Source organism: Microvirga sp. M2, from assembly GCF_047497095.1.
Lineage (GTDB): Bacteria > Pseudomonadota > Alphaproteobacteria > Rhizobiales > Beijerinckiaceae > Microvirga.
Map to the genome: position 1 here is coordinate 1,486,430 of NZ_CP134063.1, position 15,791 is coordinate 1,502,220.

The 15,791-nt window shown below is 65.7% G+C and carries 12 protein-coding genes; all 12 read left to right on the plus strand.

Annotated elements, in window-relative coordinates; translation table 11 throughout:
• Window positions 1–5: 5 nt before the first annotated feature.
• Complete coding sequence (locus RE429_RS07095; RefSeq protein ID WP_414473616.1) at window positions 6–686, plus strand: N-acetylmannosamine-6-phosphate 2-epimerase; 681 nt, start codon at window positions 6–8, stop codon at window positions 684–686.
• Window positions 687–813: 127 nt separating this feature from the next.
• Window positions 814–1,884 (plus strand): ABC transporter ATP-binding protein, encoded by a 1,071-nt coding sequence (locus RE429_RS07100; protein ID WP_414473617.1) that lies wholly within the window; start codon window positions 814–816, stop codon window positions 1,882–1,884.
• A gap of 79 nt (window positions 1,885–1,963) precedes the next feature.
• Window positions 1,964–2,908, plus strand: a complete 945-nt coding sequence (gene msrP / locus RE429_RS07105; RefSeq protein ID WP_414473618.1) for a protein-methionine-sulfoxide reductase catalytic subunit MsrP — start codon at window positions 1,964–1,966, stop codon at window positions 2,906–2,908.
• Window positions 2,909–2,961: 53 nt separating this feature from the next.
• Complete coding sequence (gene msrQ, locus RE429_RS07110) at window positions 2,962–3,552, plus strand: protein-methionine-sulfoxide reductase heme-binding subunit MsrQ (protein ID WP_414474142.1); 591 nt, start codon at window positions 2,962–2,964, stop codon at window positions 3,550–3,552.
• A gap of 261 nt (window positions 3,553–3,813) precedes the next feature.
• The gene (gene modB / locus RE429_RS07115) at window positions 3,814–4,509 is read left to right on the plus strand and encodes a molybdate ABC transporter permease subunit (protein ID WP_414473619.1); all 696 of its coding nucleotides are present in this window, start codon (window positions 3,814–3,816) and stop codon (window positions 4,507–4,509) included.
• A complete protein-coding gene (gene modC / locus RE429_RS07120; RefSeq protein ID WP_414474143.1) occupies window positions 4,509–5,615 on the plus strand; it encodes a molybdenum ABC transporter ATP-binding protein in 1,107 nt (368 codons plus the stop codon). The genes modB and modC overlap by 1 nt, the downstream gene beginning before the upstream one ends.
• Before the next feature lie 78 nt (window positions 5,616–5,693).
• Window positions 5,694–6,959: an aminopeptidase gene (locus RE429_RS07125; RefSeq protein ID WP_414474144.1), complete on the plus strand. Its 1,266-nt coding sequence runs from the start codon at window positions 5,694–5,696 to the stop codon at window positions 6,957–6,959.
• Complete coding sequence (locus RE429_RS07130; RefSeq protein WP_414473620.1) at window positions 6,956–8,893, plus strand: dipeptide ABC transporter ATP-binding protein; 1,938 nt, start codon at window positions 6,956–6,958, stop codon at window positions 8,891–8,893. Before RE429_RS07125 ends, RE429_RS07130 begins: the two co-directional genes overlap by 4 nt.
• A 12-nt stretch (window positions 8,894–8,905) precedes the next feature.
• Window positions 8,906–10,672: a M14 family zinc carboxypeptidase gene (locus tag RE429_RS07135; RefSeq protein ID WP_414473621.1), complete on the plus strand. Its 1,767-nt coding sequence runs from the start codon at window positions 8,906–8,908 to the stop codon at window positions 10,670–10,672.
• A 44-nt stretch (window positions 10,673–10,716) separates the two neighbouring features.
• Entirely contained in the window at window positions 10,717–12,060 is a 1,344-nt protein-coding gene (locus RE429_RS07140) for an erythromycin esterase family protein (RefSeq protein ID WP_414473622.1), read from the plus strand.
• A gap of 176 nt (window positions 12,061–12,236) precedes the next feature.
• Window positions 12,237–13,889, plus strand: a complete 1,653-nt coding sequence (gene ettA, locus RE429_RS07145; RefSeq protein WP_414473623.1) for an energy-dependent translational throttle protein EttA — start codon at window positions 12,237–12,239, stop codon at window positions 13,887–13,889.
• Between the two features lie 158 nt (window positions 13,890–14,047).
• Window positions 14,048–15,523 (plus strand): AMP nucleosidase, encoded by a 1,476-nt coding sequence (locus RE429_RS07150; protein ID WP_414473624.1) that lies wholly within the window; start codon window positions 14,048–14,050, stop codon window positions 15,521–15,523.
• The last annotated feature ends 268 nt before the right edge of the window (window positions 15,524–15,791 follow it).

Below are 15,791 nucleotides of genomic sequence, written 5' to 3' on the forward strand. Positions count from 1 at the left end.
TGGTCATGTTGATCCCGAAAGGCACCCTCGTCGTCTCCTGTCAGGCCCGCGCGGACAATCCGCTGCACGGCCCCCTCCACATGTCCGCCATGGCGCTCGCTGCGGAAGCGGGCGGCGCCGGCGGCATTCGCGCCAACGGCGTGGACGACATCGCGGCCATCCGCGCCGTCACGAAGCTCCCGATCATCGGAATCGCGAAGGTCTGGGACGACCGTTTCCCGGTCTACATCACGCCCGGTTTCGACGACGCTGCGCGGATCGCGAAGGCGGGCGCCGACGTGATCGGTCTCGACGCGACGGCGCGTCCCCGCAACGGGGAGCCGGTGGATCGCCTGATCGCCCGCATACGCCGGGAGCTCGGCAAAGAGGTGTTCGCGGATGTCGCGACGCTCGAGGAGGGCCGGGCCGCGCATGCCCATGGCGCCACCTACGTGGCCTCGACCCTCGCCGGCTATACCGAAGAGACGGCCGCCCGCAAAGGGGAAGGGCCCGACTGGGAGCTGCTCGAGGCTCTCGTCGCTGCGCTCCCGGTGCCCGTCGTCGCCGAGGGCCGCTTCGATACGCCCGAACTCGCGGCGGAGGCGCTCCGCCGCGGCGCCCATGCGGTGGTGGTGGGCACGGCGATCACCAATCCGCGCGAGATCACGAAGAAATTCGTCCGGGCCACCCAGGCCCAGAGCCCCTAGAGCATCGGACGTGAAAAGTGGATTTGCACTTTTGGGATTGAATCCGATGCTCCCGCCTTGGAAAGAGCGCATCGTTCGCGCGAAAAACCGGGGCCACTTTTTCGAACGATGCGCTAAGGAGAGCAGAATGGCCCATGTCACGATCCGCGACGTCCGGAAGTCTTTCGGCCCCGTCTCGATCATCAAGGGTATCGATATCGACGTTCAGGACGGCGAGTTCGTCATTCTGGTCGGTCCCTCGGGCTGCGGGAAGTCGACGCTCCTGCGGATGATCGCGGGCCTTGAGGACATCACGGGCGGCGACATCCGCATCGGTCCTCGCGTCGTCAACGACGTTCCGCCGAAGGATCGCGACATCGCCATGGTGTTCCAGTCCTACGCCCTCTATCCGCACATGACGGTGGCGGAGAACATGGCGTTCTCGCTGAGATTGAAGGGCGTGCCGCAGGCCGAACAGAAGAAGCGTGTCGGGGATGCGGCCGCCTCTCTCGGCCTGACGACGCTTCTCGACCGCTACCCGCGCCAGCTCTCGGGCGGCCAGCGCCAGCGCGTCGCCATGGGCCGCGCCATCGTGCGCGACCCGCAGGTGTTCCTCTTCGACGAGCCGCTCTCCAACCTCGATGCCAAGCTGCGCGTGCAGATGCGCGCCGAGATCAAGGAACTGCATCAGCGCCTCAAGACCACGACGATCTACGTGACGCACGACCAGATCGAAGCCATGACCATGGCGGACAAGATCGTCGTGATGCACGACGGCATCGTCGAACAGATCGGCGCGCCCCTCGAACTCTACGACCGTCCGGCCAACCGCTTCGTCGCAGGCTTCATCGGGTCGCCGGCCATGAATTTCATCGAGGGACGCCTGGAGCAGGGCGGATTGGCTCTTCCGAGCGGAGCCCTTCTGCCGCTGGAGGCGCCGCCCGCGGCCGCTCCGGGGGCGAGGCTCACCTACGGCATCCGGCCCGAACACCTCCACGTGGAGCCGTCCGGAACGCCCGGCTCAATTCCGGCGACCGTTGCCGTGATCGAGCCGACGGGGGCGGATACCACGCTGATCGTGAAGGCAGAGGGCGGCAACCTCACCGTGATGCTGCGGGACCGCTGCGCCTTGCGGCCCGGGGAGGCCGTGGCCCTGAAACCCGTGGCCCATCAAGCCCATCTCTTCGACGAGCAGGGCATGCGGATCGCAATGAGGTAGGCTCCACACGGAAACGTGAAGCCACCGATGGCGTTCTCGGGTGTACCTCTATTGCATGGGCCATAACCGAGGTTTCGCCGTGTCGATCCGCCGTCCCTCCGATATCCTCCCTTCCGAGATCACGCCCCGGGAGGTCTATCTCAATCGCCGGCAATGGATGGCCGGCGCCGCCGGGCTCGCCCTGGCGGCGGCTCTGCCGGAGCAGGCGGGAGCCGCTCCCCTCTCGGCTCAAAAGAGCTCCTTCTCCACCGATGAGAAGCTCACGAGCCGCGCGGACGTCACGAGCTACAACAATTATTACGAGTTCGGGGTCGGCAAGGACGATCCGGCGAGGTACGCGGGAACGCTCAAGACGTCTCCCTGGACGGTGAAGATCGATGGGCTGGTGGGCAAGCCCCAGGAGATCGGAATCGAGGACCTGATCAAAGCCTCCGCACTCGAGGAGCGGATCTATCGGATGCGCTGCGTCGAGGGTTGGTCCATGGTGATCCCGTGGGTCGGCTTTCCCCTGGCGGATCTGGTCAAGCGGGCGGAGCCGCTCGGCAGCGCCAAGTACGTGGCCTTCGAGACGGTCAACCGCCCCGGCGAGATGTCCGGATTGCGCTCCATCTTCCCCGTGCTCGACTGGCCCTACAGGGAAGGCCTGCGCCTGGACGAGGCCATGCATCCGCTCACGATCCTCGCGGTCGGCCTTTACGGCGAGACCCTGCCGAACCAGAACGGTGCGCCGATCCGCCTCGTCGTCCCGTGGAAATACGGTTTCAAGGGGATCAAGTCGATCACCCGAATCAGCTTCGTCGAGAAGCAGCCGGAAACCGCCTGGAACATGCAGGCTTCGAACGAATACGGGTTCTATGCCAACGTGAACCCGAACGTGGACCATCCCCGCTGGAGTCAGGCGACCGAGCGGCGCATCGGAGAAGGCGGCCTGTTCGTGAAACGGCGGCCTACGCTCCTGTTCAACGGCTATGCCGAGCAGGTGGCGAGCCTCTATTCGGGCATGGATCTGCGGAAATTCTATTGATGGTCGGCAGAGCTTCCGTTCAGGGCGCGAAGAAGGGCGTCGCTCTGCCCAAGATGCCGACGATCCTCGTCTATATCCTCGGCTTCATTCCGGCCGTGTGGCTGTTCTATGCCGGCGTGACCGACCGGCTCGGGGCCGATCCGATGCGCGCCCTGGAACAGGCGCTCGGCCTCTGGGCGCTGCGTTTCCTCGTGGCGACGCTTTCGATCACGCCCTTGCGGCAGCTGCTTTCCATCAATCTGCTGCGCTATCGCCGCGCCCTCGGCCTGCTCGCCTTCTATTATGCGCTCCTCCACCTCACCACCTACATGGTGCTCGACCAGGGGCTCGATCTGGCGGCCATCGGGGCCGATATCGTGAAACGGCCCTTCATCACCATCGGCATGGCGACCTTCGTCATTCTCGTGCCGCTGGCTCTCACCTCCAACAATGCCGCGATCCGGCGCATGGGCGGGCAGGCCTGGGCGCGGCTGCACCGTCTCGTCTATATCGCCGCTATCGGGGCGGCCGTCCATTTCGTCCTCGTGGTCAAATCCTGGCCGATGGAGCCTCTCGTCTATGCCGCCATCGTGGCGGGGCTTCTCGGTTACCGCTTCGCCCGCTCGCTGGGGAAGAGGGCCGCGCCCGGACGCCGCACGGCTTGAAGCCGGGTCCGGGTTCGTTCGATGCTCAAGACCATACACCGACAGCATCGGATGTGGGTTCGATTCCACGGCCGATGCTGTAGGATGCACCGGGCCGATGGAGCTTGAGGAGCAGGGGATGCGGACAGCACGTTCGAGAATGGGCGCAGTCGCGGCGCCGATCTTCGGGCTGGCGCATGGTGCGTTCCCGCGATCCTCGCAGGCCATGTCCCTTGTCGACGAACGGGGGTTTCATACCGCGGGCATAGTGGGTTCCGGCGCGTGACGGATTGGCTCTCTCCCGAGGAATGGACGGCGGTCCACCTCAGCCTCAAGGTTGCGCTCGTGGCGGTCGGCGCGAGCCTCCTGCCCGCGATCGCGATGGCCTATGTCCTGGAGCGTGGGCGGTTCTGGGGACGGCAGGCGCTCGATGTGCTGGTCCATCTGCCGTTGGTTCTTCCCCCGGTCGTGGTGGGTTATGGGCTTCTCCTCGGATTCGGGAAGCGCGGGCCGATCGGGTCCTTTCTCGCCGAGTATTTCGGCATCGTTCTGTCTTTCCGGTGGACGGGCGCGGCGCTCGCCTGTGCCGTCATGGGTTTCCCCTTGCTCGTGCGCGCCATCCGCCTGTCCCTCGAGACGGTGGACCGTAAGATCGAGGATGCCGCGGGGACGTTGGGCGCCCATCCTCTTTGGGTCTTCCTCGTGGTGACGCTGCCGCTGATCCTGCCCGGAATCCTTGCCGGCATGGTTCTGTCGTTCGCAAAGGCGATGGGAGAATTCGGCGCCACCATCACCTTCGTGTCCAATATTCCCGGCGAGACCCAGACAATTCCCTCTGCCATCTACACATTCACGCAGGTGCCGGGCGGCGAGGGCGGCGCCTTGCGCCTGACCTTCGTGTCCATCGCGATCTCCGTCGCCGCGCTCTGGATGTCGGAATGGATGGCGCGACGGGTCCGGCGGAGGTTCCTCGCCTGATGCTCCTCGATGTCGAACTCCGCCACCGGCAGGGGGCTTTCACGCTTGACGCAAGCTTCCGGTCGGAGGGGCGCCTGACGGCTCTGTTCGGCCCGTCCGGCTCGGGCAAGACGACGCTCGTGAACGTCATCGGCGGTCTCATCCGTCCGGACGAAGGGCGCATCGCGGTGAAAGGACGGGTTCTCGTCGACACCGCGCAGGGCATCTTCGTGCCGAAACACAGGCGCAGGATCGGGTACGTTTTCCAGGAAGCGCGCCTCTTTCCGCATCTGAACGTGCGGCAGAATCTGCTGTTCGGGCGCTGGTTCACGCCGAGGAGGGAGCGAGCGGCCAAATTCGACGGCATCGTGGAGCTTCTGGGCATCGGGCACTTGCTGGGGCGCTGGCCTTCGACGCTCTCGGGCGGTGAAAGACAGCGGGTCGCCATCGGACGGGCGCTTCTGACCGATCCCCACCTGCTGCTGATGGACGAGCCGCTTGCCTCGCTGGACGAGGAAAGGAAAGCCGAAATCTACCCCTATATCGAGCGGTTGCGCGACGAAGGCCATGTGCCCATGGTTCTCGTCAGCCATTCCGTGCCCGAAATCGCAAGGCTTGCCACCACCATCGTGATCCTGAACGGCGGTCAGGTCGCCGCCTCCGGTTCCGCCCCCGACATCCTGCGGCACACGAGGCTCTTTCCGCATACGGGGCCCGTGGAGGCCGGCGCGTTGGTGGAAGCTCGCGTGCTCCGGCACGAGGAGGCCTATGGCCTGACGATCCTCCAGGTCGCGGCCGGGACGCTCACCGTGTCGCGCCTCGACCTGCCTGTCGGAGCGCCCGTGAGAGTTCGCCTGCGCGCGAGGGATATCATCCTGTCTCTCGATGCGCCGCAGGGATTGAGCGCTCTCAACGTGCTTCCAGGCACCATCGCGGAGATCGACGAGGCGAGCGGGTCCTCAATGGACGTGGTCCTCGATTGCGGCGGCGACAGCATCGTCGCCAGCGTCACGCGAAAATCCGTCGAGCAGCTTGGCCTTGTGGCGGGCCTGCCCGTGCAGGCGATCATCAAGAGCGTCGCTTTCGACCGCGAGGCACTTGGCTCCGTGCAGCCGGGGAATATGTGAGTCCCGGATCCTGGAGTTTGCTCCTGTCCCCGAGGCGTGTAGCCTGCTGCCAACCTCAATTCCTCAAGAGACGACATGATGAACGAACAATTCCCGAAGCCCCTCGACGCCGCATCCCACGCCCAGCTTCTCGACCGCCTCGCCGAGGTCGCCGTGCGGGTGGGGCTCGGGCTCAAGGAAGGCCAGGAGGTGGTCGTGACCGCTCCGCTCGACGCGGTTCCCCTGGTGCGTCGCATTACGGAGCATGCCTATAAGGCGGGCGCATCTCTGGTGACCACGTTCTTCTCCGACGAGGAGGCGACCCTGATGCGCTATCGCCACGGTCGCTCCGACGGCTTCGATACGGCCGCCGCCTGGCTCTACGAAGGCATGGCCGCAGCCTTCAGGAACGGCGCTGCGCGGCTGGCCGTCGTCGGCGAGGATCCGTCCCTGCTCGCCAAGGAGGACCCGGAGAAGGTCGCCCGCGCCAATCGCGCCCGCTCCAAGGCCTACATGCCGGCCCTCGGCCTGATCGCGGGCTTCGACATCAACTGGACGATCGTTTCCGCCGCGACGCCCGCCTGGGCCAAGGCCGTCTTCCCGGACGATCCGGAGGAGGTTGCGGTCGCGAAGCTCTGGAACGCGATCTTCTCCGCCTCGCGCGTCGACACGCCCGATCCGATCGCTGCCTGGGACAAGCACAATGCGGGCCTTCAGGCGCGCACGCGCATGCTCAACGAGAAGAATTACGCCGCGCTTCATTTTCGTGGCCCCGGCACGGATCTGCGCGTCGGGCTCGCGGACGGGCACGAATGGAACGGCGGCTCGGCCAGGGCGAAGAACGGTGTGGTGTGCAACGCCAACATCCCGACGGAAGAAGTCTTCACCACGCCGCACAAGGACCGCGTGGACGGATACGTCACCAGCACGAAGCCGCTCTCCTACAACGGTACTCTGATCCAGGACATCGCGGTGACGTTCGAAGGCGGGCGCATCGTGGAGAGCAAGGCCCGAACCGGTGAGGCGGTGCTGAACAAGGTGCTCGACACCGACGAAGGCGCGCGCCGCCTCGGCGAGGTGGCGCTGGTGCCCTTCTCGTCGCCGATCTCCCGGAGCGGTCTCCTGTTCTTCAACACGCTCTTCGACGAGAACGCCTCGAGCCATATCGCGCTGGGCCAGGCCTACAGCAAGTGCATCCGCGACGGCGGCGGCATGAGCGAGGAGGAACTCGCCTCGCGAGGCGCCAACAAGAGCCTCATCCACATCGACTGGATGATCGGCTCCGACAAGGTGGATGTGGACGGCATCACCCAGGACGGCACACCCGAGCCGCTGATGCGCGGCGGTGAATGGGTTTCCCGATGAACGGCCCCGACGCCGGCCGCAACGGGCCGGCGCGTTCTTCGAGCCCCTTGGTGTCGGATCGCGCCGCCTCTTCATCATCCTCGACGGAGCCGCTTCTCTCCGTCCGCAACCTGTCCGTCGCGTTCGGCAAGGGACCGGGGGCCTTTCGCGCCGTCAACGATGTGAGCTTCGACGTTCTGCCGGGCAGGACGTTGGCGGTCGTCGGCGAATCCGGTTCGGGCAAGTCGGTGACATCGCTCGCGATCATGCGCCTGACCGACTATTCCGGCGGGCGCATCGTCGGCGGGGAGGCCCTGCTTCGCCGCGACGGCGGCCATGCGGTCGATCTCGTCAAGGCGTCGGATGAGCAGCTCCGGACGATCCGCGGCAACGACATCGCGATGATCTTTCAGGAGCCGATGACATCGCTCAACCCGGTCTTCACGATCGGCGATCAGATCGCCGAGGCGCTCGTGCTGCACGAAGGAATGCCCCTTCGCGACGCCTCTTCGAGAGCGGAGGAGCTGCTGAGGAAGGTGCGTCTGCCGGATGCCCGGAGGATGCTGCAATCCTATCCCCACCAGCTCTCGGGCGGCATGCGCCAGCGGGCGATGATCGCCATGGCGCTCGCCTGCAACCCGAAGCTGCTCATTGCGGATGAGCCCACGACGGCTCTCGACGTGACCATTCAGGCCCAGATCCTCGACATCGTTCGCGACCTGCAGGCCGAAATGGGAACGGCCGTGATCTTCATCACGCACGACATGGGCGTCGTCGCCGAAATGGCCGACGACGTGGTGGTCATGTGGAGGGGCGAGAAGGTGGAGCAGGCGCCCGTGCGGGACATCTTCGCCGCCCCGCGGCACCCCTATACCCGCGCGCTGCTTTCCGCGGTGCCCCGGCTCGGCAGCTTGACGGGGCAGCCCTATCCGAAGCGCATGCCCGTCATGGCGCCGGACGGGGCGGCATCGAAGCCGGCCGGCGAAGCGCAGGAGCAGAGAACCGCCGATTACACGAAGCCTCTGCTTCAGGTGGAGAAGCTCACCACGCGCTTCGACGTCGGCAAATCCCTCTTCGGCCGCGTGACACATCGCGTGCATGCGGTGGAGGGCGTGAGCTTCGATGTCTATCCCGGCGAAACCCTGGCGCTGGTGGGCGAATCCGGTTCGGGAAAATCCACCATCGGCCGCACGCTTCAGCAGCTCGTCGCGCCGACCAGCGGCGCCGTGCGCTTCGACGGGCGGGACATGGCCTCGATGAACCAGGCGGAGCGCCGCCGGCTGCGGCAGGAGATCCAATACGTCTTTCAGGATCCCTTCGCCTCGCTCGATCCCCGCCGCACGGTGGGATACAGCATCGCCGAGCCGATCCTGGTGCACGGTCTGATCAAGGATCGCAAGGCGATCGATCGGCGCGTCCACGAACTGCTCGAACAGGTCGGCCTGCAGCCGCAGCACGCGAAGCGCTATCCGCACGAGTTCTCCGGCGGTCAGCGGCAGCGGGTGTGCATTGCGCGGGCGCTGGCGAGCGACCCGAAGCTGATCATCGCGGATGAATCCGTATCGGCGCTGGATGTCTCGATCCAGGCGCAGATCGTCAATCTTCTGATGGAGCTGCAGGAGAAGAGGAGCCTGTCCTATCTTTTCATCACGCACGACATGGCGGTGGTGGAGAAGATCAGCCACCGCGTGGCGGTCCTGTATCTCGGTCAGATCGTCGAGCTCGGCAGCCGCCAGGCGGTTTTCGAGAACCCGCAGCATTCCTATACCCGCAAGCTCCTGTCCGCGGTTCCGATCGCCGACCCGGCCCTCGACCGCACAAGGGCGAGAATCGAAGGAGAGATCCCGAGCCCCGTGCGCCCCGCCGGCCATGAGCCGGTCGTTCACCGGATGCGCGAGGTGGCGCCCGGCCATTGGGTCGCCGTCGAGGCCGAGGCGCTTCGAGGCGCGGCCTGAGTGGGTGATCGCATGACGGTTCTTCTCGAACAGCGATTTGAGCGCAGCCTCGACCGTCTCGTCCGCGAGTGGAGTCACGACACCACTCGGGGAGCGGCCATCGAGCTGTGGGTCTTCGAGGACGAGGAGGCGCGCCGCAGCGCGGAGGCCAAGCTCGCGGGGGCGGGCGTGAGGGCGCGCATCCGCAGCGCCTACAAGCCGCTCGTGCATGCCTTCCTGGAGGAGATCGACACGGCCGATCTGGCGCGCGTGGCGATCCGCTATCCCGTCCATGAACGCGCGGACCCGAACCGCTTCCTGTCGGAAGCCTACCCGCTGCCGGCCCTCCTGGGGGGCGTCGAGGTCGCCTTCCAGCCGGGCGGCGCGGACCTGACCTACGACGTGCTCTGCGAATACCGGGACGGGCGCGTGGCCGATCATGCGGTCTTCGCGCCGAACCGCTTGCGCGCGAACCATCTCGGGCAGGAGGATCTCGCCTGCACGGGATGGATCAGGGCGACGTCGCTTCCCAACGACGCACCGGACAGGGACGAGCCGGTCGAGACGGAGATCGAGCAGGTCTTCGCGGCGGCCATCGGCGCCCTCATGGCGCATGACTGGCCGCAAGGGGAGCCGTATGCGGACAGGATCGCCATCGATGTGATTGTGCCCGGCATCGAGCGGCCTCTCGGCTGCGGCGACGAGGTGATGAGCACGCGGGAGGCCCTGCACGAGGACCTCTATTTCTCCGCTCTCGAATGGTTCCATCATCACGCGGGCCGACCGCTCGACGACCGCGCTTTGAGGCCGGGACAGATCGTGCCGGATATTCGCGCGGGCGAGGGGGCGGTTCATCTTCGGGTGGCTCTGGAGCCCTTCGGTCCGCCGCAGGACCATGCAAGGCCCCTGCAGGATCTCGAACGGGCGGACGCCGCGCCAGGGCTGCTCCAGATCGAACGGGATCTTGCAGCCTTGCCGGGCGAGGCGTTCGAATCGGCCTCCCGCGAAGGCCGGACCGTTCGCGGCATCTACCGGCGCGGCACGCGCGCCGCCGTTCTCGTGACGGCCGGGCAGCATGCCAACGAGACCTCCGGCCCGGTAGGGGCCTTCAGGGCCGTGCACCGTCTGCTCGCCAATCCCGACGCCAATGTCGCTTTCATCCCGGTCGAGAATCCCGACGGCTACGCCCTGCACGGAAGGCTCTGCGAAGGTCATCCGCGTCACATGCACCACGCGGCGCGCTACACGGCGCTCGGCAACGACCTGGAATACGGGCCTGAAGCACCGGTCTACGAGATCGGCACGAGGCGAAGGGCGCTGGAGCTGTCGGGCGCGCGGCTGCACGTCAATCTGCACGGATATCCGGCTCATGAATGGACGCGGCCCTTCACGGGCTACCTGCCACGCGGTTTTGAGCAATGGGCTCTTCCGAAGGGTTTCTTTCTCATCCTGCGCTATCATCCGTCATGGGCCGACGAAGCGCGCACCTTCATCGAGGCCGTGACGCGGGGCCTCTCGGCCGTGCCCGGCCTGGCCGATTTCACCCGTGGACAGCTTGAGCTCTGCACGATGCTCTCGGACGCGCCGTCCCATGACATCATCAACGGGGTGCCTTGCCGGATGATGGCGCAGGACCGCTACCCGACGCCGCTGACGCTCGTCACGGAATTTCCCGACGAGACGATTTACGGCGAGGCTTACCGCTTCGCTCATACGGTGCAGATGGCGACCGTGATCGCGGCCGAGGAAGCATTCGCCACCATGATGGAGGCGCAGGCCCTTCCGGAACAGGAGTCATGAGCCGTCGTTAGTGGAGAAACCTCTCCACGCTTCGAGGTACGACGATGGCCCGACTTTCCTGGAAGCAGAACGAAAACGATGCCTCGATCAGGGAGGCCGTCAACGTCGTGCGCGATCATGGCGAGCCGCTTCCCCCGGTCGACGACACGGACGCGTTCGGTGCGCTGTTCGACCGGTTCGGAGACGCCAAGGTCGTGCTGCTCGGCGAGGCGACCCACGGCACCTCCGAATTCTACCGGGCGCGGGCCGCCATCACGCGCCGGCTGATCGAGCATCACGGCTTCAGCATCGTGGCCGTCGAGGCCGACTGGCCCGATGCGGCGCGCATCGACGCCTATGTGCGCCACCACCGCGTCCCGGACGGCGACGATGTCGCCTTCGAGCGCTTCCCGACATGGATGTGGCGCAACGAAGAGGTCTACGACTTCGTCAACTGGATGCGCGCCTACAACAAGGATCGTCCCGAGGACCGTCGCGCGGAGTTTCGCGGGCTCGACGTCTACAGCCTGAACGCCTCCATTCGCTCCGTGCTCGACTATCTCGACAGGGTCGATCCCGCGGCCGCCGGGGAGGCGAGGAGCCGCTACGGCTGCCTGAGCCCCTGGCAGTCGGATCCCGCCCGCTACGGGCGCGCGGTGATCACGGGACAGAAGAAGCCCTGCGACGAGAAGCTGCTGCGCCAGTTGCAGGAGATCCTGGACAAGAGGATGGACTATCTCGAGGCGGGCGGCGGCGAGCAGTTCTTCGACGCCGTGCAGAACGCCAAGATCGTCCATGCGGCGGAGCACTATTACCGGATCATGTATGAGGGCGCGACGGAATCCTGGAATCTGCGCGACCGGCACATGTTCGACACTCTCCAGAGCCTGCTGGCGCGACGCGAGAACGCAAAGGCGGTGATCTGGGCGCACAATTCCCATATCGGCAACGCCTCGGCCACCGCGATGGGCTGGCAGGGCGAGTTCAATATCGGGGAATTGTGCCGCAAGGCCTATCGCGGGGAGGCCGTCCTCCTCGGCTTCGGGACCGACCGGGGCACCGTGGCGGCCGCCGACGACTGGGATGAGCCGATGCAGGTGAAGAACGTCCTGCCGGCCCGGCCCGACAGTCACGAGCGGATCTTCCGCGAGACCGGGCTCAACCGATTCCTGACCGATTGGCGGGAGAACTTCCAGGACGACCTGAAGCAGGCCCTGTCCCGCCCGCGCCTGGAGCGCGCCATCGGCGTGATCTACCGGCCCGAGACGGAACTCTACAGTCACTATTTCGAGGCCATTCTGGCCGATCAGTTCGATGCCTTCGTCTGGTTCGAGGAAACCAGGGCCGTGACGCCTCTGACCCATGCCCATGGGGAAGGGATGCCGGAGACCTATCCGTTCGGGCTGTAAGCGCCAGCTTCGTCATGCCGGCTCACGGCCGGGAATGAGGGTGGAGGGGGCTTCCAAGGTCGCGCCACGGGCGGAAAGGGAAGGAGGCGGCGACACTCCCCGCCTTGCCCCGGCAGGCTGCCCCTGCTAACTGACGGCCAATCCCTTTCAACCGTCTCTCAAACAGGACTTTTCCCGTGTCCCGTCAGTTCATCTACCACATGCGTGGCCTCTCCAAGACCTATTCGGGCGGCAAGAAGGTCTTGGACAACGTTCACCTGTCCTTCTACCCGGATGCCAAGATCGGCGTGCTCGGCGTCAACGGCGCCGGTAAATCGACCCTGCTGCGCATCATGGCCGGCATCGACACCGACTGGGCCGGCGAAGCCTGGGTGGCCGAGGGCGCCCGCGTCGGCTACCTGCCGCAGGAGCCGCAGCTCGATCCGAGCAAGAATGTCCGCGAGAACGTGATGCTGGGCGTGGCCGCCAAGAAGGCGCTGCTCGACCGCTACAACGAGATCGCCATGAACTACTCGGAGGAGACGGCGGACGAGATGACCCGTCTCCAGGACGAGATCGAGGCCAAGGGCCTGTGGGATCTCGATTCCCAGGTCGACCAGGCCATGGACGCCCTGCGCTGCCCGCCGGACGACTGGTCGGTGGACAAGCTCTCCGGCGGCGAGCGCCGCCGCGTGGCCCTGTGCCGCCTGCTCCTGGAGCAGCCGGAACTGCTGCTCCTCGACGAGCCGACCAACCACCTGGACGCCGAGACCACGGCCTGGCTCGAAGGGCATCTGCGCAATTATCCGGGCGCGATCCTCATCGTGACCCACGACCGCTACTTCCTGGACAACGTGACGGGCTGGATCCTCGAGCTCGACCGCGGCCGCGGCATTCCTTACGAGGGCAATTACTCCTCCTGGCTCGAGCAGAAGCAGAAGCGCCTTCAGCAGGAGGGGCGTGAGGAAGCCGCCCACCAGCGCACCATCGAGCGCGAGCGCGAATGGGTGTCGGCTTCGCCCAAGGCCCGCCAGGCCAAGTCCAAGGCCCGTATCCAGCGCTACGAGGAACTCGTGGCCAAGGCCAACGAGAAGGGTCCGACGACGGCCCAGATCATCATCCCGATCGCCGAGCGCCTGGGCAACAACGTCATCGAGTTCAACGGCCTCAAGAAGGCCTTCGGCGACAAGCTCCTCATCGACGATTTGTCCTTCAAGCTGCCGCCCGGCGGCATCGTCGGCATCATCGGCCCGAACGGCGCCGGCAAGACCACCCTGTTCCGCATGATCACGGGCCAGGAGCAGCCGGATGAGGGAACCATCACCATCGGCGAGAGCGTGAAGCTCGGCTATGTGGACCAGAGCCGCGACTCCCTCGACGCCAACAAGACGCTCTACGAGGAAATCTCGGGCGGCAACGAGGTTCTTTATCTCGGCAAACGCGAGATCAATGCCCGCGCCTATTGCGGCGCCTTCAACTTCAAGGGCTCGGACCAGCAGAAGAAGGTGGGCGTGCTCTCGGGCGGCGAGCGCAACCGCGTGCATCTCGCCAAGATCCTGAAGTCGGGCTCCAACGTGCTGCTCCTCGACGAGCCCACCAACGACCTCGACGTGGACACCCTGCGGGCGCTCGAAGAGGCGCTGGAGGATTACGCGGGCTGCGCCGTGATCATCAGCCACGACCGCTGGTTCCTCGACCGCATCGCCACCCACATTCTGGCGTTCGAGGGCGACAGCCATGTGGAATGGTTCGAGGGCAATTTCGCGGATTACGAGGAGGACAAGAAGCGTCGCCTCGGGACCGATTCCACGATCCCGCACCGGATCAAGTACAAGAAGTTCACGCGATAAAGTCCCAAAAGGGGCGCGCTCGGATAGGGCGCGCCCTTTTCGCTTGCTGTCGGCGGGTCGAGGCTGGGCCTTTCTTGCCGTGGGTCTAAATGCTTGGGCCCCGAGCCGAAAGCGTGTATGACCCTTGAGGCACGGGACATCAGAGAAGAGACGCTCACGTGCCAGCCGATCCGACAGCCTTCCAGACCGCCGCCACCCCGGAAGAGGCCGTTGAGCGCCTGATCCGGCTCCATGACAGCGCCGTCGAGGCGCAGCGCCACGCTCTGGAGCATTTCTTCGCGACGGGTACGCCTCCCACGCCGCTCGAACGCTCCCGCTTCCGCTACCCGGAACTGAGGCTCGACTACCGGGCCACTTCCGTGCCGCCGGTCAAGCAGCGGGCCTATGCCAAGTTCCAGGGGCCCGGCGTCTATGCGACGACCATCACGCAGCCGGCGTTCTTCCGTAACTATCTGCTGGAGCAGCTGAATTATCTCGTCCGTGATTACGGCGCGACACTCGCGGTCGGTGTCAGCGACCAGGAAATTCCTTATCCCTATATCTTCGAGCGCGGGGACGAACTCGGACGCGGCGCGCATTCCGCATCCGAACTCGCGCAGCATTTTCCGACGCCGCTTCTGGCGAAGGTAGGTGACGAGATTGCCGACGGCACCTGGATCTTTCACGAGAACGAGCCGCGTCCTCTCTCGCTCTTCGATGCGGCGCGGGTCGATTACTCCCTGCGCCGCCTCGTCCATTACACGGGAAGCGACTGGCGTTCCGTGCAGCCATGGATCCTGCTCACCAACTATCACCGCTACGTGGACCAGTTCGTCCGCTGGGCCGTGAAGGAACTGGCGAAGGAGGAGGGCCTCTACAGCAAGCTCGTTCTGCCAGGCGGCATCGCGGTCGAGCGCGGTCTCGACGAGGCCGCCGTCGAGGAGCTGATCGGCTCCTCGCCCTGGCATCGCTTCCAGATGCCCGCGTATCACCTCATGCGCAAGGACGGGCAGGGCGTCACGCTCGTCAATATCGGCGTCGGCCCGTCGAACGCCAAGAACATCACGGACCACCTGGCGGTGCTCCGTCCCCATTGCTGGCTCATGGTGGGCCATTGCGGCGGCCTGCGTCAGTCGCAATCCATCGGCGACTACGTGCTCGCGCATGGGTATCTCCGGCGGGACAGGATCCTCGACGCCGCCGTGCCGCCGGACATTCCGGTGCCGGCACTGGCGGAAATTCAGGTCGCCTTGCAGGATGCCGCGGTGCAGGTGACGGGCGAGCGCGGCGATGCCCTGAAGCGCCGGCTGCGCACCGGCACCGTCGTGACCTACGACGACCGGAACTGGGAGCTCCGATGGGGCCAGGAGCGGCGGCAGATCAACCTGTCGCGGGCCATCGCGGTGGACATGGAAAGCGGCACGATCGCGGCGCAGGGATATCGCCTGCGGGTGCCCTACGGCACGCTGCTCTGCGTCTCCGACAAGCCTCTGCACGGCGAGATCAAGCTGCCCGGCGCGGCCAACGCATTCTATGAACGGGCGGTGAGCGAACATCTCATGATCGGCCTGGCGGCCGTCGACATCCTGCGCGACCAGCGGGCCTCCGTGCATTCGCGAAAGCTGCGCAGTTTCGACGAACCTCCGTTCCGCTGACGGATCGTGCGGCAACGGTTCGGCCGTTCCGCATCGAACCCAAGGCGAGTGCCGCTTTCCTACGATGGTCCCCCTATAGAAGAGCGCATCGTTCTGGCGAAAACCCGAATCCGGTTTTTCGCACGATGCGCCAGATGCGCCGGTCCCCGAAGCGTGTTCTTGCGCGTCTTGCTGCCGATAGGCCGGACAGAGCACGCGACGTGGCACGTCCCGCTTGCCCTCTCCATGAAAAAGATATAAATATATCTTTATATGTAAGAGCGAGTTT

What these genes read in the sequence shown, in the direction of transcription:
- RE429_RS07095 (WP_414473616.1), top strand. Translation starts at nt 6, where the DNA reads ATGTTGATCCCGAAAGGCACCCTCGTCGTCTCCTGTCAGGCCCGCGCG.
- RE429_RS07100 (WP_414473617.1), top strand. Translation starts at nt 814, where the DNA reads ATGGCCCATGTCACGATCCGCGACGTCCGGAAGTCTTTCGGCCCCGTC.
- msrQ (WP_414474142.1), top strand. Translation starts at nt 2,962, where the DNA reads ATGCCGACGATCCTCGTCTATATCCTCGGCTTCATTCCGGCCGTGTGG.
- modC (WP_414474143.1), top strand. Translation starts at nt 4,509, where the DNA reads ATGCTCCTCGATGTCGAACTCCGCCACCGGCAGGGGGCTTTCACGCTT.
- RE429_RS07125 (WP_414474144.1), top strand. Translation starts at nt 5,694, where the DNA reads ATGAACGAACAATTCCCGAAGCCCCTCGACGCCGCATCCCACGCCCAG.
- RE429_RS07130 (WP_414473620.1), top strand. Translation starts at nt 6,956, where the DNA reads ATGAACGGCCCCGACGCCGGCCGCAACGGGCCGGCGCGTTCTTCGAGC.
- RE429_RS07135 (WP_414473621.1), top strand. Translation starts at nt 8,906, where the DNA reads ATGACGGTTCTTCTCGAACAGCGATTTGAGCGCAGCCTCGACCGTCTC.
- RE429_RS07140 (WP_414473622.1), top strand. Translation starts at nt 10,717, where the DNA reads ATGGCCCGACTTTCCTGGAAGCAGAACGAAAACGATGCCTCGATCAGG.